At 44.3% G+C, this 18,806-nt stretch carries 22 protein-coding genes; all 22 read right to left on the minus strand.

What is annotated here, in order from left to right; translation table 11 throughout:
- Window positions 1-40 precede the first annotated feature (40 nt).
- The 22 genes from M3152_RS08990 to fliG all read right to left on the minus strand — a co-directional run bounded on the left by M3152_RS08990 (window position 41) and on the right by fliG (window position 18,802).
- Complete coding sequence (locus M3152_RS08990) at window positions 41-904, minus strand: MinD/ParA family protein (RefSeq protein WP_251694802.1); 864 nt, start codon at window positions 902-904, stop codon at window positions 41-43.
- Window positions 897-2,009, minus strand: a complete 1,113-nt coding sequence (flhF, locus tag M3152_RS08995; RefSeq protein WP_251694803.1) for a flagellar biosynthesis protein FlhF — start codon at window positions 2,007-2,009, stop codon at window positions 897-899. The genes M3152_RS08990 and flhF overlap by 8 nt, the downstream gene beginning before the upstream one ends.
- Window positions 2,009-4,039, minus strand: a complete 2,031-nt coding sequence (gene flhA / locus M3152_RS09000; RefSeq protein WP_251694804.1) for a flagellar biosynthesis protein FlhA — start codon at window positions 4,037-4,039, stop codon at window positions 2,009-2,011. The genes flhF and flhA overlap by 1 nt, the downstream gene beginning before the upstream one ends.
- A gap of 74 nt (window positions 4,040-4,113) precedes the next feature.
- The gene (gene flhB / locus M3152_RS09005) at window positions 4,114-5,193 is read right to left on the minus strand and encodes a flagellar biosynthesis protein FlhB (protein WP_251694805.1); all 1,080 of its coding nucleotides are present in this window, start codon (window positions 5,191-5,193) and stop codon (window positions 4,114-4,116) included.
- 3 nt (window positions 5,194-5,196) lie between these two features.
- Complete coding sequence (gene fliR / locus M3152_RS09010) at window positions 5,197-5,973, minus strand: flagellar biosynthetic protein FliR (RefSeq protein ID WP_251694806.1); 777 nt, start codon at window positions 5,971-5,973, stop codon at window positions 5,197-5,199.
- A gap of 4 nt (window positions 5,974-5,977) precedes the next feature.
- Window positions 5,978-6,247 (minus strand): flagellar biosynthesis protein FliQ, encoded by a 270-nt coding sequence (gene fliQ, locus M3152_RS09015; protein WP_251694807.1) that lies wholly within the window; start codon window positions 6,245-6,247, stop codon window positions 5,978-5,980.
- 74 nt (window positions 6,248-6,321) lie between these two features.
- Complete coding sequence (gene fliP / locus M3152_RS09020) at window positions 6,322-6,987, minus strand: flagellar type III secretion system pore protein FliP (protein ID WP_251694808.1); 666 nt, start codon at window positions 6,985-6,987, stop codon at window positions 6,322-6,324.
- A complete protein-coding gene (locus M3152_RS09025; protein WP_251694809.1) occupies window positions 6,980-7,672 on the minus strand; it encodes a flagellar biosynthetic protein FliO in 693 nt (230 codons plus the stop codon). The genes fliP and M3152_RS09025 overlap by 8 nt, the downstream gene beginning before the upstream one ends.
- 3 nt (window positions 7,673-7,675) lie before the next feature.
- Window positions 7,676-8,038 carry a response regulator gene (locus tag M3152_RS09030; protein ID WP_251694810.1) on the minus strand — a complete coding sequence of 121 codons (363 nt, stop codon included), beginning with the start codon at window positions 8,036-8,038 and terminating at the stop codon, window positions 7,676-7,678.
- 19 nt (window positions 8,039-8,057) lie between these two features.
- Complete coding sequence (gene fliY / locus M3152_RS09035) at window positions 8,058-9,284, minus strand: flagellar motor switch phosphatase FliY (RefSeq protein WP_251695296.1); 1,227 nt, start codon at window positions 9,282-9,284, stop codon at window positions 8,058-8,060.
- Window positions 9,277-10,275: a flagellar motor switch protein FliM gene (gene fliM, locus M3152_RS09040; RefSeq protein ID WP_251694811.1), complete on the minus strand. Its 999-nt coding sequence runs from the start codon at window positions 10,273-10,275 to the stop codon at window positions 9,277-9,279. The genes fliY and fliM overlap by 8 nt, the downstream gene beginning before the upstream one ends.
- A 38-nt stretch (window positions 10,276-10,313) precedes the next feature.
- On the minus strand, window positions 10,314-10,739 hold the full coding sequence (fliL, locus tag M3152_RS09045) for a flagellar basal body-associated protein FliL (protein ID WP_251694812.1): 426 nt from the start codon (window positions 10,737-10,739) through the stop codon (window positions 10,314-10,316).
- On the minus strand, window positions 10,729-10,950 hold the full coding sequence (locus M3152_RS09050) for a flagellar FlbD family protein (RefSeq protein WP_251694813.1): 222 nt from the start codon (window positions 10,948-10,950) through the stop codon (window positions 10,729-10,731). Before M3152_RS09050 ends, fliL begins: the two co-directional genes overlap by 11 nt.
- A gap of 329 nt (window positions 10,951-11,279) precedes the next feature.
- Window positions 11,280-12,200 carry a flagellar basal body rod protein FlgG gene (flgG, locus tag M3152_RS09055; RefSeq protein ID WP_251694814.1) on the minus strand — a complete coding sequence of 307 codons (921 nt, stop codon included), beginning with the start codon at window positions 12,198-12,200 and terminating at the stop codon, window positions 11,280-11,282.
- Window positions 12,201-12,289: 89 nt separating this feature from the next.
- On the minus strand, window positions 12,290-12,670 hold the full coding sequence (locus M3152_RS09060; RefSeq protein WP_251694815.1) for a TIGR02530 family flagellar biosynthesis protein: 381 nt from the start codon (window positions 12,668-12,670) through the stop codon (window positions 12,290-12,292).
- Window positions 12,671-12,688: 18 nt separating this feature from the next.
- Window positions 12,689-13,336, minus strand: a complete 648-nt coding sequence (flgD, locus tag M3152_RS09065) for a flagellar hook assembly protein FlgD (protein WP_251694816.1) — start codon at window positions 13,334-13,336, stop codon at window positions 12,689-12,691.
- A 3-nt stretch (window positions 13,337-13,339) separates the two neighbouring features.
- The gene (locus M3152_RS18105) at window positions 13,340-14,590 is read right to left on the minus strand and encodes a flagellar hook-length control protein FliK (RefSeq protein WP_251694817.1); all 1,251 of its coding nucleotides are present in this window, start codon (window positions 14,588-14,590) and stop codon (window positions 13,340-13,342) included.
- A 45-nt stretch (window positions 14,591-14,635) separates the two neighbouring features.
- A complete protein-coding gene (locus tag M3152_RS09075; protein WP_251694818.1) occupies window positions 14,636-15,241 on the minus strand; it encodes a MotE family protein in 606 nt (201 codons plus the stop codon).
- 1 nt (window position 15,242) lies between these two features.
- Window positions 15,243-15,695: a flagellar export protein FliJ gene (gene fliJ / locus M3152_RS09080; protein ID WP_251694819.1), complete on the minus strand. Its 453-nt coding sequence runs from the start codon at window positions 15,693-15,695 to the stop codon at window positions 15,243-15,245.
- Window positions 15,692-17,023: a flagellar protein export ATPase FliI gene (gene fliI, locus M3152_RS09085; protein ID WP_251694820.1), complete on the minus strand. Its 1,332-nt coding sequence runs from the start codon at window positions 17,021-17,023 to the stop codon at window positions 15,692-15,694. The genes fliJ and fliI overlap by 4 nt, the downstream gene beginning before the upstream one ends.
- 2 nt (window positions 17,024-17,025) lie before the next feature.
- Complete coding sequence (gene fliH, locus M3152_RS09090; RefSeq protein WP_251694821.1) at window positions 17,026-17,805, minus strand: flagellar assembly protein FliH; 780 nt, start codon at window positions 17,803-17,805, stop codon at window positions 17,026-17,028.
- Window positions 17,789-18,802 (minus strand): flagellar motor switch protein FliG, encoded by a 1,014-nt coding sequence (fliG, locus tag M3152_RS09095; protein ID WP_251694822.1) that lies wholly within the window; start codon window positions 18,800-18,802, stop codon window positions 17,789-17,791. The genes fliH and fliG overlap by 17 nt, the downstream gene beginning before the upstream one ends.
- Window positions 18,803-18,806 lie beyond the last annotated feature (4 nt).

The raw sequence follows: 18,806 nt of genomic DNA on the forward strand, positions 1-18,806 counted from the left end.
ATCAACGACAAGCACTTTTTTCACAGTGCCGAATCCCAAATCATTCACGCCCTTTCAAGAAAATCCCCTTCAACTTTTGAAGGAATCCGGTTCCTTGTTTTTCCTCAGCCTGATCCACTTTTACAAATTCGTCGGCAATTGCTGCCATTCGCTTTGAAATAAGAGCATTGGGATAGAGCAATATAAAGGGTTTTTGCGCGACCACCGCTTTATGAACAGCCGCGTCTTCCGGTAAAAACCCTAAAATGAATGTGTCTTTATCAAGGAATTTCCTCATTGCATATTGCAGTCGTGTCACCGCGTCATTGCCGTCATCGAGCTTTGACACCCGATTACTAACAATGCTGAATTTCTTATCCGGGTCCTGTAGACAGATGAACTTCATCATCGAATAGGCATCAGTAATTGAAGTGGGTTCTGTTGTGGAAATGACGATCACTTCATCCACCGCAATGATCAGTTCGATTGAACGTTGCGTCGCACCCGCGCCCATATCAAAAAGGATGAAGTCATACTCTTTTTGAAGCTGTTCGAAAGCGGCCAGCAATCGTTCAAACATATCCTCGGACCAATCGAGAACAGAATCCAATCCCGATCCTCCTGAAATGAATGTAAGCCCATCCTCATCTGAGTTTACGACATTTTCCAATCGTTGTTGGCCCGTCAAATAATCCTTCAAACTGTGTTGGGGAGCAGCGCCGAGTAATATATGGATGTTTCCCATTCCGATATCCATATCGACGACGATGACTTTCTTTCCTTTCAAACGTAAAGAATGGGCGAAATTCGTGGAGAAGTTCGACTTGCCCACCCCACCTTTTCCACTGACAATCGCAATCGATTTGGCCAGTTCACCCTGCACCTTCAACATCTTCATTCGAAGTGCTTCCGCTTGGTCACGCATGTTCAGCACCTGCCAATAACAATGTGAGCATTCTTTCGAGATCTGCCTCAGTAAGATCTTCCGGCACTTCCTGTCCATCTGTGTAATAAGCGGTGCCGATGCCGTATTCTTTCATGAGATTGAACATCGGACCAATCGATCCCGTTTCATCCACTTTCGTAAAGATGAATTTCTTAATCGGAAAAGAAGTAAATTTGTCGATGATTGTCCTCATATCCTCTTCCTTTGAAGTCACAGACAAGACGAGGAATGATTCCATGTCCAACGAGAAATCGATCAGACGTTTCAAATCATCTACAAATTTGATTTCTTTATAATTACGGCCAGCTGTATCGATAAAGATCAAGTCACGATCTTGCATTTTTCTGATGGCTTCTTCAAAGTCCTTGCTATTATAGGCGATTTCAACTGGCGCCTGTAATAGATTCGCATACGTGCGCAATTGTTCTATTGCAGCAATTCGATAGGTGTCAGTTGTAATGAAGCCAATCTTCTTTTTATCTTCCAAAAGGGACCTAGCCGCAATCTTAGCAATCGTTGTCGTCTTTCCAACCCCGGTCGGACCAAGTACATTAATATATTTTTTGGTAGTTGAAATGCCGCCGAAAGGTAAGTCTGAGAATTCTTTCGTTAAGAACGTCTTTGCTAGTTCCACTTGTTCCTCTGTTGAAAAATCTTTCTTTTCCTCTTTCATCAACGTGAAAATTTCATTTCCAATTTGAAGAGTCAGCTGTTCCGACAACTCCTGTTTCTCTAAAAAAGTGAGCAACGGTTTGAGCTCATCCGGGAAATTGGCGAATGAAGCAGACTGCTTCATTTCCTGAAGCAGTCTTTTCATCTCATTCATTTCTTTCCTTATTTCTGCGTCCTGCTTGAGGTCTACAACCTCGGCAGTCTGTTTCGGTATAAATGATGTTGTTGACTGAGTGAAGGAAGGTTCATCAAAACCGGCAACGACTTCAACCGACTTCTTTTGAAAAAAGCCGAGAAACCCTTTGGAGGTGACGACATTTGAGCTAAGGATGACAGCTTCATCCCCGAAATCAGCTCTCACCTTCTTCATCGCCTCCACCATCGTATCGGCTGTATATTTCTTCATTTTCATCAGATTTCCACCACCCCGACACTTTGGACTTCAATTGAAGCTTCAAGCTCATTGTAAGATAATACAGGTATTTGCGGGAAGTACCGCTCCGTAATTTGCCTTAAGTACATCCTGATTGCTGGCGAACAGAGAATGACAGGTGATTGGTCCATCAGCGCCACCCTTTCGACCTCTCTTGCGATCGATTCCAATATTTCTTGGGAATGGGACGGGTCAATCGACAAATAATTGCCTTGCTCGGTCTGCTGGATATGATCCGCTATCAATTTCTCGACTTTACCTGATACGGTCAATACTTTCAGCGCTTCTACCCCGGTCGAGTATTGACCGGTGATTTGTCTTGCTAGCGATTGCCTTACATATTCCGTCAGCAAATCGACATCCGATGAGTACTTCGAATAATCGGCAAGCGTCTCGAAAATAATCGGCAAGTTGCGGATTGAGACATTTTCATTCAATAATTTCGCCAACACTTTTTGGATTTCACCTATTGAGAGAGGCGTAGGTGTAAGTTCATCGACCAGGATTGGATACGTCTCACGAACATGATCGACGAGCTGTTTCGTTTCTTGGCGTCCAATCAAGTCGGCTGCATTCGCACGGATCACTTCAGTGAGATGGGTAGAGACAACGCTTGGTGGATCGACGACTGTATAGCCCATAATTTCGGCATCTTCTTTAACGTCTTCAGTAATCCACTTCGCGGGAAGGCCGAATGACGGCTCAATCGTATCGATTCCAACAATCGAATCGTCGCCCCCCGGACTCATTGCGAGATAATGGTCAAGAAGTAGTTCGCCTCTTGCCAGCTCATTTCCCTTTATCTTGATACGATATTCATTCGGTTGCAGCTGGATATTGTCCCGGATCCGGACGACCGGAATGACGAGCCCCAACTCAAGTGCAAGCTGCCTTCTGATCATGACGACCCTGTCCAATAAATCCCCGCCTTGCTGGGCGTCGACTAAAGGGATGAGCCCGTAGCCGAATTCGAACTCGATCGGATCGACATTCAATAGGTTGACTACATTTTCCGGACTCTTCATCCCTTCCGTTTCAACTTCTTCTTCCATTTCCAGCAATTCGGTAGGGTCTTCCTCAGGTTGACGTGACATGATGTATGCACCTAAAACCAGAAGAGCTGCAATTGGAATCGTAAGGATGTCATTGATTGGCGTAAACAGCCCTAACAGGAAGACGGTTATTGCTGCAATATAGAGCAACTTCGGTTGGCCTAACAGCTGTCTCGTTATATCCGTACCAAGATTCCCTTCGGATGCTGCACGCGTTACGACAATCCCTGTAGCTGTCGAGATGAGTAAAGCCGGTATTTGGGAAACGATTCCATCTCCGACGGTCAATTTGGAGAATTTCGTCGCAGCCTCGGCAAATGGCAAATCCATCTGTGCGACACCGATAATCATCCCTACAAGTAGGTTGATGATGACGATGATGATTCCGGCGATGGCATCTCCTTTAACAAATTTCGTTGCTCCATCCATCGCGCCATAGAAGTCAGCTTCATTGCTCACCTTTTCACGGCGCATCCTTGCTTCTGTCTCAGAAATCATTCCTGCGTTCAAATCGGCATCGATACTCATCTGCTTACCTGGCATCGCATCTAACGTAAAACGGGCTGCCACTTCAGAAACCCGCTCCGATCCCTTTGTTATGACGATGAACTGGATGATGATTAAAATGACAAAGACAACAAGGCCGACGACGATATTTCCGCCGGTTACAAACGTACCGAATGTGTCGACAACCCCGCCTGCATCCCCTTGTGAAAGAATTGCACGGGTCGTTGAAACGTTCAAACCTAGACGGAAAAGCGTCAGTAATAAAAGCAACGAAGGAAATATCGAAAATTGCAATGCTTCCTGCATATTCATCGATGTCAAAAGGACCATTAATGCAAGTGTTATATTGATAATGATAAGAAAGCTTAAAAGCCAAGGCGGTAATGGGATGACGAGCATGGCAACAATCATAATGACCGCTGCCAATACTCCGATATCTCTAAATTGCATGCCATCCCCTCTTTCTCTAATTGTAATCATGCCAAGGCGTGGGTACGCCCGCAGATTTACCCTGCATTAGCAAGTTATATTTTCCGTTGTATTCGATAAACGTATGCCAATATTTCAGCGACCGTCTTAAAGAACTGATCAGGAATACGATCCCCGATCTCTACATCGTCGTACAGTGACCTTGCCAATGGACGATTTTCAACCATGACAATATTGTGCTCCTTCGCAATCAGCTTTATCTTTTGTGCGATGAAGTCTGCCCCCTTCGCAATAACGACGGGTGCGTCCATCTTTTCATCGTCATATTTCAAGGCGATGGCAAAGTGGGTCGGATTCGTGATAACGACATCCGCCTGCGGCACTTCCTGCATCATCCTTCGCATCGCCATTTCTCTTTGGCGCTGTTTGATGCGCGACTTGATGATCGGATCACCTTCCGTATTTTTATATTCATCTTTAATATCCTGTTTGGACATCCGCAAGTTTTTCTCGTAATCAAACTTTTGATAAAAATAGTCCAATACCGAAATGAATAACAGAACGAAGGAGGCGACGATGCCCATTAAAGCTACCAATTGTCCGACTGTCACCAATGTGTCATGGGGTGTCTTGAAAGCTAGACCTAACACTTTTTCGATGTTCGTCATGAGAAGGAATGTCGTCACTGAACCGATAAAAGATATTTTCAACAAAGATTTCAATAATTCAACGATTGCACGAATGGAGAATATCCTTTTCAACCCTTTAATTGGATCTATCTTTTTCAAGTCGAATTTCAAAGGTTCCGCAGTAAACAGCAATCCGAACTGCATCAGGTTTCCCACTATACCCGCAATGACTGCAACGGCCATTATCGGCAAGAGGATATATGCCATTTGAACAATCATATTTATGTAAAGAATCATCGTTTGATCGATATCCAATGCCTTGATTGAAACGGATTCTGTAAATGAATGTGTAAAGAACACAAAAAATCGATCACGCATGAAGCCGGCTGCGAAAAAAAGGAACAGGAATACGAAGAGAAGGACAACTGCAGTTGTAACATCCTGGCTCTTTAATACCTGTCCTTTCTTGCGGGAGTCGAGTCGTTTCTTCGGAGTGGCCTTTTCTGTCTTTTCGCCTGCAAAGAACTGTAAATCTAAACGAATCATCCGTCAGCCACCTCCTAAGATGATCATCAAATCCCTCATTGCCGACATCATCAGTTCAAACAATTTTCTCATCATCGCAATCATGACCGTGAACATCGTCACAAGGACGAGGAAACTGACACCGATTTTAATGGGAAATCCGACAACGAAAATATTTAGTTGCGGAACCGTCCTCGCTGTTATACCTAAAGCTAGATCAACAAGAAACAAGGTTGCTACAATCGGTACGGACATTTGGAATGCAATGGCAAACGTCATTGCAAATGTCCTTATGACGAAATCGATTAGCCGTTCATCACCAAATGCCGGCCAAAGCATGTCAAGCGGTATGAAGCGATAACTGTAAAAGATGCCGTCAAGGAGCATATGATGGCCATTCAATGTCAATAACAGTAAAATGGCGAGGGCATTAAAAAATTGACCTAGCAAAGGCGACTGGGCCCCAGTTTGCGGGTCGATGACGTTTGCAATGGCAAAGCCCATCTGGAAATCGATAAAGCCGCCGGCAATCTGGATTGCCGACATGACGATATAGGCGATGATACCGATGAAGATGCCTGTAAGAGCTTCCTTTATCACAAGAAGTATGTATGTGCCATCAATTTCAATTCCTGGAGCATCGACTGTATACACCATCATCCATGCCAATAATGCGGCAAAGACAATCCTATGCGTTGTCGGGATCGCACGGTAAGAAAACAAAGGGACAGTTACGATAAAGGCGGTCACTCTTGTCAAAATGAGCAAGTACGCAGCCAAGGAAGGAATCAGTTCTTCCATTCCATCACCCTATATACCGAACTAGATTATCGAAAATGTCTGTCGCGAACGCCGTGACCCTGGCCAACATCCAAGGACCGAAAAAGATAAGCGCTACAAGGACGGCAATAATTTTCGGCACAAATGCCAATGTCTGCTCCTGGATTTGTGTCGTCGCCTGGAAAATACTGACGACCAAGCCGGAAACCAATGCTACAATCAACAGCGGACCGGAAGTTAATAAAATGACCCAAACCGCCCGCTCAGCTATCGCTATGACTACTTCGCCTGTCATTACTTATCACTCCTAAACTGTTAAATTGCCGATTTCCGAAAGGGAGATGACAGGTTACGTTTATTACTTACTAGCTAAAAACTCTGCAATAATGACTTGACGATAAGATACCATCCATCGACTAGGACGAATAATAGAATCTTAAATGGCAGAGAAATCATGACCGGCGGCAACATCATCATCCCCATGGACATGAGAATACTCGCAACGATCATGTCAATGACAAGAAACGGGATGAAAATCATGAAACCCATTTGGAATGCGGTCTTAATCTCACTTAACGCGAAAGCCGGCACTAACATTGTCAACGGAATATCTTCCAACGTTTCAGGACGCTCCGCTTGGTTGTACCGCAGGAATAACTCCAAATCTTTCTGCCGTGTGTGTTTGCTCATGAACTCTTTGAATGGCAAACTTGCCTGTTCATATGCTTCCTCGAGTGTAATTTCTTCAGCAAATAGAGGTGTAAGGGCTGTTTCATTCACCTGTTGGAAAGTAGGTGCCATGACAAAGAATGTCAAAAACAGAGCAAGCCCGACAATAACCTGGTTTGGTGGCATTTGCTGCGTTGCTAGTGCAGTCCTGACAAAAGATAAAACAATGACAATCCGGGCAAATGACGTCATAAGAATGAGGATTGCCGGTGCTAGCGATAGGACTGTTAGGAGGAGAAGCATTTTGATGGATGTCGATACATTTGTCGGGTTGCTGTCCGAAAAAAACTGGACGAAATCATTCATCTTTTCTGCTCTCCTTTTCTGCCAATCGGTTCAAATGCTTTTTCCTCTCCGCCTTCAATTCATCTAATCTGGAAGTGAACATTTTTTTAAAATCGGCGGGTTGCTCGCTATCTTCCGATGAGTCCCCTTTGCCTAGAGGAAGCATCGTCAGCAATTTATTCAAAGCGCTTGGAGGTGAAGGATGATCATCATCATCGAAATAACTTTCCAATGCTGCGATCTCTTCCGGGTCTGTAATCTCTTTCAGCAGCCTAACTTCGTCCCCTACGCCTATTAAATAATAAGATTCTCCGATAACGACCAATTGAATGGATTTCTGCTGTCCTAACGAAAGACCCCCGACATTTTTCATTAATCGATGCTGGTTAAACATTCGGTTCTTCCGGTTAATGAACTTTAATAAGGCGAGTAGAAGGCCGGCTACAAAGAGCAACGCCAAAAGTGTTTTTACATAATCCCACCAAGACAAGCCGACAGCTGCCCCGTCTTGCGTACGGTCGGCAGCTGGCTCGTCTTCCTCAATTACATTTGTAATCTCTTCACCACTGTCCTTATCTTTTCCATACCAATCAGATACAGATTTGGTTGGATTGTCTTCTGCATACGTCACTATAGGCAAAGAGCTGATAAGGACGACTGCCAGCAGGAAAATTGATGAAAACTTTTGCAAAACTGATAAATTCATAAGTCAACCTATTGCTTTTGTGATCGCTTCAACAACACGATCAGCCTGGAACGGCTTCACAATGAAGTCCTTTGCTCCAGCTTGAATTGCATCGATGACCATCGCTTGCTGTCCCATTGCCGAGCACATAATGATTGTAGCTGACGGGTCCTTTTCTTTAATGGCTTTCAACGCCGCAATACCGTCCATTTCTGGCATCGTAATATCCATCGTTACGAGATCCGGTTTTAATTCCATATACTTTTCAACAGCTTGCGCACCATCGGCAGCTTCACCGACTACTTCAAAATTGTTCTTTGTCAAAATATCTTTGATCATCATGCGCATGAAAGCTGCATCATCCACTATTAAAATACGTTTACCCATTCTCATGACCTCCCGGATCTTATCTTAAATTATTCAATCGTTCTGTCTGGCTCAAAATATCCGTTATCCGTACGCCGAAGTTCTCATCAATTACGACGACTTCCCCTTTAGCGATATGGCGGTTATTTACTAAAATATCGACCGGCTCTCCCGCCAGCTTATCCAATTCTATGATGGACCCGCTAGACATTTCAAGGATTTCTTTAACCGAACGTTTCGTCCTTCCAAGTTCCACAGTCACTTGCAAAGGGATATCCAGCAACATATTCAAGTTGTTCGTCTCGGCTTGATTTAAGGAAGGACCTTCAAAGTTCGCGAAACGGGCTTGCTGTACGTGTACAGGTGGTTGTTGCTGCCTTTGTGGCATCTGCTGCTGAACCGGCTGTTCGTAATGAGGCTGTTCATAAGCAGGGGGGGCAAACTGTTGGGATGCACTATCCCCATAGCTGTAACTAGAATGGTCCTCTTGCGGAAATTCAGGCTGCCGCATTTCCTGTTTGGATGGTGCCGGTCTGGCCGGCGCTTCCATTGTAACAGCAGCTTCCTCCTCTGCCCCCATGCCCATAAGCGACGCAACAAGGTTTTTTCCGAATTGAAGCGGGAACAACTGCATAATGTTTGAATCGATTAAATTTCCTACTTTTAACTCAAAGGAAACTTTAATCATCATTTCATCTTTCGGAATCTTATCGATGCTTTCCTCATTTTCCATATTCATCAAGTCTATTGATGGAGGGGAGATATCGACTTTCTTATTGAAAACAGTGGACATCGACGTAGCCGCCGATCCCATCATTTGATTCATCGCTTCCTGTACAGCACTTAGATGGATCTCATTCAATTCTTCATTTGGGGCCATTCCATCCCCGCCCAACATAAGATCAGCGATGATTGCGGCATCACTTTGTTTAATGACGAGGAGATTGGTGCCATTTAAGCCTTCCGTATATTCCACTTGGATTGCTACATACGGATGAACGAATTCTGTCTCCAGCATACTACGGTCCACTACAGAGATTGCGGGAGTGGTAATTTCCACTTTCTGTCCAAGCAATGAGGAGAGGGCTGTTGCAGAGCTGCCGAAGGAAATGTTCCCGACTTCTCCTAATGCATCTTTTTCCATTTCACTTAATTGGTCGTCAAAATTCTGATGTTCAGAGGACGATGTTGCTGTTTCTTCCGTACGAATTGGTTCTCCGCGCAGCAACGCTTCGATTTCTTCCTGTGAAAGCACATTATCACTCATCATCTTCATCCCCTCCGTTCAAAATATCGATTATTTGTACAGCCATCCTGTTTCGAAGATGACCAGGTTGTGCTGTGAATTTTGGTATGTCTCCCACTTTGACAATCAAAGGGTCTTCGATTTTCCGGTCAAGGGAAATGACATCCCCCACTTGAAGATACAAGAAATCCTCGACTGACATGGAACCTTTCCCCAACTCAGTTGTAAGTGGCAAGCTTGCTTGCTTCAGCCGCTTTTCTAAAATGATGCTTTGTTCAGGCGTCGGCTCCTTTTTATTGGTCTGCATCCAATAACGGACCGATAAATTCGGGACAATCGGCTCCAGAACGACATGCGGAATACATATGTTGATCATGCCGCTGGATTCCCCGATGACGATATTGAACGAAATGACTACGACTGTCTCATTCGGTGAAATCATTTGAAGGAATTGTGGGTTCACTTCCATTTCTGATAGGAACGGATCGATTTCAATGATCCCCGACCAAGCCTCCCGTAGATTATCAAATGACCGTTCGAATAGGTTCGTCAATATCTTCGTTTCGATTTCGGTCATATTATCCACTTTTCCGGGACCTTCACCTACTCCGCCCATCATTCGGTCAAGCATTGAATACGCGACGTTCGGATTGACTTCCATAATGATATTCCCTTCAAGCGGCGGCACTTCGAAAATATTTAGCAATGTCATATTCGGAATGGATCTGATGAACTCCTCGAATGGGATTTGATCGACCGAAGCGACATTTATGTGGATGTACGTGCGCAATTGTGCGGAAAAATAAGTCGTCAATAATCTCGCAAAATTTTCATGGATCCGCGTCAAGCTACGGATCTGATCTTTTGAGAAGCGGAGAGCACGTTTGAAGTCATATACTTTGACCTTCCGGGTCTCGTCTTCCTTCTTCATCTCTTCCGCCGACATTTCACCTGTCGATAATGCCGATAATAAAGCATCAATTTCATTTTGGGATAAAATATCTCCCGGCATAAGGCCACCTCCCGGCATTGTATATGTCCATCAATTTGTTATTGAATAATGTATGAAACGATGTACACTTTTTCGATTTCACCCTCTTGCATAAGTGGATTCAATTGTGATTTGATGGAATCCTCGAATGCCTGCTTTCCTGCTTTTCCTTCAAAATCCTTTGATGTCATTTCTGAAAGTTCCTGTATGACGATGTTCTGGATTTGAAAGTCACGTTTCGCCAGTTCAGCAGCTGCTTTTTTATCTGTCGTTTGGATTTTTAATGAAATCCGGATAAATTGGCGGCCGGATAAATTTGTCATGATTTCAGGCACGTCCACAGATGCTTCTATGATGTCATCGATTGTGGGCTCTTTTGGAGCGGAATCCCCTTTTAGTTGCAAGGTGAGGATTAGGCCGATGATCCCGACAAGCGTCAAGGTTACTACAATGATAAGTGCGATTGTCAATGCTTTATTTTTCATCTTCTTCACCCCGGATATGCGGATTCGCTAATAGTTGGACCGATTGATAAAATTCGATGATACGGCGATTTACTTCGTCGATCGGGTCCAGGACGACGTATTTAGTGCCTGTTGTTAATGTGATGGTTGTGTCGGGAAACGATTCGATTGTTTCTATGTATAAAGCATTCAGCATGAACGCTTTGCCATTGAGACGAGTTACCTTGATCATATGTAAGGGGCCGGGCACAGGGCCGGCCCGACCCTCCTTTGCTATAAACGCATAAAGTTGTTTAAATACGAATAAAATCGATGAATTACGCATAAATCTTTTGAAAAACTCATAAATGTTTGTAGGGAAGCATAAATTCTTTTAGAAGCGCATAAATGAGATTGGTAAACCGGATTTCCGCTTCAGGAGGACGCTTTCCGCGGGCACGGCTTCAGCCGCTTCCCTCGCTTCGCTCAGTCCAGGGTCTTCAGCTCGCGCTGTTCCCGCTGGAGTCGCCGCCTTTCGCTTCAATCCTATAAATGTAACACTACTAGGATAGTTTAGTAGACTTATCGTTTCAAGTTGACGAGCTCTTGAAGGATTTCATCAGAAGTTGTGATAATACGTGTGTTTGCTTGGAAACCACGTTGTGCGACGATCATTTCGGTGAATTCCTCGGCTAGGTCGACGTTGGACATTTCTAGGAAGCCGGATTCTATGGAACCTAGACCAGAAGTTGTTGCAACATTTTTAACAGGCGTTCCGGAGTTAGCAGTACCTTGGAAGTAATTTCCTCCCACCTTTTGTAAACCGGCTGGATTAGGAAACTTTGCTATTTCAAGTTGACCTGCCCATCTTAATGTACCTCCTGCATCAACAAATGTAACTGTACCATCCTGGCTGATAGACATTGATTGTGCTGTCGTTGGCACAACAATTGGTTGATATTGTTTAGTTCCTGTTACGACGTTTACTGTACCATCTGCATTATAAGTTAAAGATTGATTTCCCGGAGTTGGATAATCTCCATTTGTTGCAGGTATACCAGCAACACCAACCAAATATTTTCCACTTGAATCAACCAAGTAACCTTTATTATCCATATAGAAGTTTCCTGCTCTTGTATACGAGATATTATTAAAACCAGCGGGTGCTCCAATTTGACCTGTTCCTTCCGCTACCTGGAAAAATCCATCTCCTGAGATTGCTAAGTCAAGTGTGTTTCCTGTGAATTGTGTAGATCCACCAGTATGGATAGTATCAATTGCAGCGATTTGCGATCCTAGTCCTACCTGCTTCGGGTTAACTCCTCCACGAGTTGCTGTAGCGCCTGAAGCACCCGCAACTGTCTGTGAAATCAAATCCTTGAAAATTGTTCTACCCTTCTTAAACCCATAAGTATTAACATTCGATATATTATTCCCGATAACGTCTAATTTTGTTTGGAAGTTCCGTAAACCTGAGATTCCTGAGTACATTGATCGTAACATATTAATTTTTCCCCTCTCGGATTGTGAGTGTACTTGCCTCTGTCAGTCGGCAGTACGTTGGCATCCTCTGTCTGAGGTCCTGCCAAGTGTTAGCTGAGCACTATTGTGCCGTCGATGTTTGTAAATAGTTGATCTTTCGCTTCCTTGCGATCCATCGCTGTAATGACTGTGGAATTTTTTGCGCTGATGATCAGTGCTGCTTGATCCATCAGTACAAGCGATTCTTTGATTCCTTTCACTTTTGCTTCATTCACCTTGTCTGTGATGTGCGCCCATTCAGTTTCTGTAATATGAATGTTCCGCTCTTTCAGCCTGTCATTTGCGTGTTTGCTGATTTTTAAAGCTTGCGGCTGGATTGCCTTATTCAGCTGTTCGATAAATGACTGTTTCGGCTGTTGGGGTGCTTTCATAGGTTGTCCATGGCGTATGAGTGGCTGCGATGGAACGTGGTGGATGTTCAACTTGTCCATACACTCGCTCCTTTTTTGTTATTGACTGATGGATGTGAATGAATTGCCATCAATTCTTGTACCGTCGCCCAATATATATTGGAGTTTTCCTTCCTTATTGGATACGGATACTACTAGACCTGACTTTTCCTCTTCACCGTCCATGTAGCCGACTGTTTTCCCGATTAAAAGACTAGCTTCTACTAAACTATTCGTATTTCCTGAGCCTGCTAGTACTTCAGAAATATTGCCGGGGGTCAGTTCTTTTCCGTCTGCCATTGTGAATACGACAGATCCGTTTACGAATTTAGCGGATTGGATTATACCCGTCCCTTCATTGACTATCGGTTTGCCTGCTTCGTCCTTCTTATCCGTCATTTCATGCCAACGAACATTCTTTCCGACGAATTGATTGTATTGGATCAATTGGGATTGGTTTTGTGCCTCAGCGAACTTTTCAAATGCGCTTGCCAAGTTCATCGTTTGCTCTAATGATGAAAACTGTGCCATCTGTGCGATGAATTCATTATCTTTCATCGGGTTTGTCGGATCCTGGTTTTGCAGCTGTGCAATAAGGATTTTCATAAATGCATCCTTGCCCATCGTATCCGGTCCCGTTTTTCGTTGATCCCGCTGATTATTTATAAGAAACATCGATTCTGTTATCGATTTTTGTCCCTCTATCATTCACTACACCTCCAGTTCAATCATATATTCTTCAAACGAAAGTTCATCTTCGGGTGATTGGTTCTGTTTGTTATCATCCTTCTGTTGCTCACGTTTGAATTGTTCATTAAAAGATTGTTCACGTTCATTTCTATGCGATTCTTGGATTGTTTGCGCAATGTCAACACGGTCGACTTGCAAGTTCTGCTGATTAAATGCGTGTTTCAGTTGATGCAACTGACTATCAAGCATTCCTTTGGCAAGTGCCGTTGATGCAAGAATCCTTGCTGTCATGACTCCATTCGTTTCAAGCAGCTCGATACGGATTTGGCCGAGATGTTCAGGATATAACTTGATGAGCATCCGATTGGTTCCGCCGACTTGTCCGAAATTGGAACGTTTCATTAACGCCTGCATTTCCCTAAGTAGTGTTTCGCTTCGGTTCGCCGGATTCGATTCAGCCTGCTGTAATGGCATTTCCGATCTGACTACCGTTGTAGTTGCATGAACAGCACCAGATTGCGGTGTTGTATCGGCTTGTTTCTGCCCAGAGCCTTCTGCATTTGCAGATGTTGAAGAATTCGTTTCAAGGACGATTCTGAATTCATTTTTCTGATTGAGAAACGGCAATTGTTCCTGCCTCCCTGCCGTTGCCATGCGCTGTTCGAATTGGCCAGCAGCCACGGTGATCATTTGACGGAAACTATCGACCTTCTGCTCCATCCACAAATCCATATCTGATTTCGGAGCCAACAATTCTATAGTTTTTAGTAAGGATAGAAGTTGGGTAGCCTCATTCCTTGTTCCAGGCTTTTGAAGTTCCTCATTCAAATTTTCGAAAAAACGGATTCCTGCTTCATCGATCATGTTCAACAATGTCCACATATCGGCGGAGATGTTCAATTCCTCAGTTTCGCCTTTAGATATGCCGGCTTCCTCCAATAATTGTTGAAGCTTTTTGAGCATTTCTTCAGGATTGATTGATAACCAACTTGCTATTTCTTCTAAGCTTTCAGTGCTTCCAATAGCAACAATCTCGTTACCTTGAATCATTTGTACAGCACTCTCCAAACCTTCGACAGTTGAAGCATTAAATAGATTTGGAATCGATTCGATTGGAATTTCTCCGTTAGTCGGACTCTCCGCTTTAGGCGTTTTTGAAGAAACGCCGGCGAATATCGCGCCGAACTTGGAAGTTGCCGGTCCGCCATTTTGCATGTTTGTTGAAGACACTTGATGCATGCCCTTCATGGATTGCAATGCTCCGATGTTCACTCTATTTTTCACCTCCCCTCAACGTTTGCCACCTTCAGCTTCCGCTTACTTTGTCATTAGACTCGTGTACTTTGCGGCATCTTCAGGCGACATCTTTTCTAATATCGGTGCGAGAACTTCAGGTTTTAGGTTGCTAAGTAATTGGATTGCTTCCGCATCGCTCATTTTTGTTATGACGGGGGCTGCGGACTTTGCCGACATTTTCTCGAATGTTGAAATGATCTCTTTCATGTCGCGTTTATAATCATCTTTCTCCGTTTTCAACGCTTCAATTTGACCCAACAAGCTTTTTTGTTCATCGAGCAAGGACTTTTTTTCGTCTGCTGATTTCGAAAGATCTTCTTGGAGTTTGAACAGTTGGGCTTCCTTCTCTTGGATTTCCGCCTGCAATTCGACGACACGCTCTTCGATGATCAAGTCGCTGCCTTTTTCATCATCAACCTGCTTTTCTTCTGTGAATGGAAGGGATTGTGTCCATTCCTTCGCTTTGTCAAAAACGTTCACATCGGCGACATATGCGATGATCAATAGCACCATCGTCGTGAAAAGAAGCGGAATGAGAGTCCAAAGCAACACTTCCTGGAAGAGGCGGGTGCCTTTTTTCTTTTCAACGATTTTCTCGTCAGTTTGCAGTTTTGAGTTCCTTGTCAAATTACCACCCTGTTTCTCTTCTATGGAACTTCAATGTTGATAATTCATCCAACAGACTTGCTTCCGCTTGTTCCATTTCAGTACGATAATGTTCTTTATCTTTTTCCTTCATCTTTTCAAACTTTTTCACTTCGATCGTCTTCTCCAACAATTTATCTTCGAACCAATTCATTTTGGAACGGGCTTTAAAGACCGATTGCTGCAGACCCTCGATCCGTTTATCGAGGCTATCGATAAATCGTGCATAGTGATGGATTTCATTAATGGAAAAGCCTGTCGTCATTTTTTCCTGGTGTTCGGCAATGACGGCTTCTTTCCGTTTCAATACCTCATATAATTCGGTTGCGACCGTTTCGAAAGACTCGACTGCTTTCTTGAACTCTATCTCGGTCTCCGTTTTTTCCTGTTCCCGGTATGTGAGCACCTTTTCAAATCGGTATTCATAAGGTTTCATCGTGTACCTCCTCCTGGAGCAAGCGATATCAATTCTTCAATGCTGTCTTCCATCTTCACATTCTCTTGATAACTTTGCTTCAAAAAGTTGGTGATATGCGCTTCGTATTCGATGGCTTCATCGATTTCCCTTGAAGTGCCCCGTTTATACGCTCCAATATTGATAAGATCTTCCGACTTGTCATATGTGTAATACAATTCACGGAGCTTTTCAGCGGCTTTGACATGTTCCGGACTAGCAATATGATTCATGAGACGGCTTACGCTTTTCAAGACATTTATGGCTGGGTATTGCCCTTTATTGGCAAGTGTCCTATCCAAGACAATATGGCCATCAAGTATACCTCGCACCGCGTCCGCAATCGGTTCGTTCATGTCATCGCCATCGACAAGCACTGTGTAAAATGCCGTAATCGCGCCGACATCGTTCGTACCGGTCCGTTCCAAAAGCTTCGGTAAAATCGAAAATACGGATGGCGTGTAGCCGCGCGTTGCCGGGGGCTCTCCTACCGCGAGCCCGATTTCCCTTTGCGCCATTGCGACGCGAGTGACGGAATCCATCATGAGCATCACGTTCAGCCCTTTATCCCGGAAATACTCTGCAATCGCCGTAGCTGTGAAGGCGCCTTTAATCCTCATAAGGGCAGGCTGGTCGGAAGTTGCTGCAACAACGATTGTCTTGCTTAATCCTTCCGGGCCTAAATCCCGCTCGATGAACTCCCGGACTTCACGGCCACGTTCTCCGATCAGACCGATGACGTTCAAATCAGCCGTTGTATTTCTAGCAATCATCCCGAGCAAAGTACTTTTCCCAACGCCGGACCCCGCGAAAATTCCGACCCTTTGGCCATTTCCGACGGTCAACATACCATCAATAGCTTTGACACCGACAGCCAGTTTTTCACTAATAGGCATTCTTGTCATGACGTTCGGCGGATCCTGTTCCGTTCGCACTGTCGACAAACCTTTCGGAAGTGGACTGCCGTCAATCGGGTTCCCCATGGAATCAAGGACTTTTCCGATCAGGTTCATTCCGATTTTCACCTCAAGCGGCTTCCCTGTACATTCGACAAGGCAACCACTCGAAATATCAGTGATATTCGAGTAAGGCATCAAGATGACAACTTCTTCTCTGAAGCCAACAACTTCCGCCAAAATGACAGAGTCTACTTTGCCTCCATTATTTAGATGTATACGGCATACATCCCCCACTGAGCTTTCAGGACCTTGTGATTCAATCATGAGACCGACTACCCGTACGACCCGTCCAAACTTCGGAAATGAATTCATTTTTGGAATGATTTCAACCAGTTCCTTCGCTTTCTTCATCGTTAGTCACCACTCTCTAACAGTTCAACGAGTTTCTCTTTGAGTTCGTTCAATTGTTCATCGACGCTGACAACTATACGGCCCTGGTTCGTTTCGATAATGCAATCGTTCGTGTCGAAGTCGTCATTTGCAAAAATGAGGAATGGGACATCAGGCGGGAAGATGGAAGCAAGTTCAGCGCGATTCGACGAGACAAGTTCAAATTGGAAGACCGATACGTATAGTTTGATCTCCTTCATTTCCCTCGCCTCCTTCAATCCTCTTTTCACGATTGAAAGGAAAACCTCCTCATCCTCTTCTAATTTCTTCCCAAGAATGCGTTCCGCCGTCCTCATCGCAATTTCTAATATGATTCTTTCTTGTTCTTCCAGATATTTCAGCGCATTTTCCTTCGAATGAAGAGTGACTTCATTTGCCACTTTCAAAGATTCGCTCATATCGGATATCGACTTGCTCCTGCCTTCTTCGTATCCGACTTGGAACCCCTCTTCGTATGCTTGCTGCTGCAACGCCGTCTTCTCCTGCTCCCAAGCAGCTTGCATAGCAGCAATATCCTCTTGCGCCATTTGTCTCATATGCTCTGCATCCGCTTTTTCCAGTTCAATCTGCCGTCTCGCATCGTTCAGCATTCGGTCACGTTCTAAATAGAGGGATTCTTTTGAAATCACTTCCTCTTTTCCGTCAACCGTCGGCATATGCAAATTCCGGATTGTTATTTCCTTGATGTTGCCTTCTTCAGATATCGTTCGGGAAGAACGAAAAATGTTAGACAATGATGTCATCCCCTCCACCGCGGGCTATGATGATCTCCCCTGAATCTTCCAACCTTCGGATGATGGATACAATTCGTGCCTGCGCTTCTTCAACATCCCGCAAACGAACTGGCCCCATGACTTCCATCTCTTCCTGGAATGATTCAGCCATCCGTTGAGACATGTTTTTAAAGAGGATTTCCCTCACTTCTTCACTGGACACCTTCATTGACAAGATGAGATCCTCATTTTCACATTCACGCACAATGCGCTGAATGGAACGATTGTCCAATGTAACGATGTCCTCGAAAACGAACATCCTTTTCCGAATTTCCTCCGCAAGCTCCGGATCCTGGATTTCGAGCGCATCCAAAATGGTCTTTTCAGTAGCTCTGTCGACTCCGTTCAACACTTGTACAACCGCGTCGACTCCGCCCGTCTCCGTGAAATCCTGTGTGACTGTGGAAGATAGCTTCCTCTCCAAAACAGCTTCGATCTCGCTGATGACTTCGGGGGAAGTGGAATCCATGGTCGCTATTCGTTTTGCGATATCCGCTTGCATTTCCTGTGGTAGAGATGACAGGATCATTCCCGCCTGCTCTGCCTCGAGATATGACAAAATCAATGCAATTGTCTGCGGATGTTCATTTTGAATGAAATTCAGAATTTGACCAGGCTCTGCCCTTCTTGCAAAATCGAATGGTCTCACTTGTAAAGAAGATGTCAGGCGATTAATGATTGCTTGAGCGTGTTCTTTCCCAAGTGCTTTTTCCAATACGGTTTTCGCATATCCGATTCCGCCTTGGGATATATAATCCTGTGCAAGTGCAATATTATGAAATTCCTCGATGATTTCCTCCTTGACGTTGGAGTCGACTTTCTTTACACCGGAAATTTCAAGCGTCAACCGTTCGATTTCCTCTTCTGTTAAATGCTTATAGACAGCTGCCGAAACCTCCGGACCGAGCGATATGAGCAGAAGTGCGGCCTTTTGCTTACCCGTCATTCCTTTATCCTTCTTTACCACTGTT

The sequence above is a fragment of the Sporosarcina luteola genome (assembly GCF_023715245.1).
GTDB lineage: Bacteria > Bacillota > Bacilli > Bacillales_A > Planococcaceae > Sporosarcina > Sporosarcina luteola_C.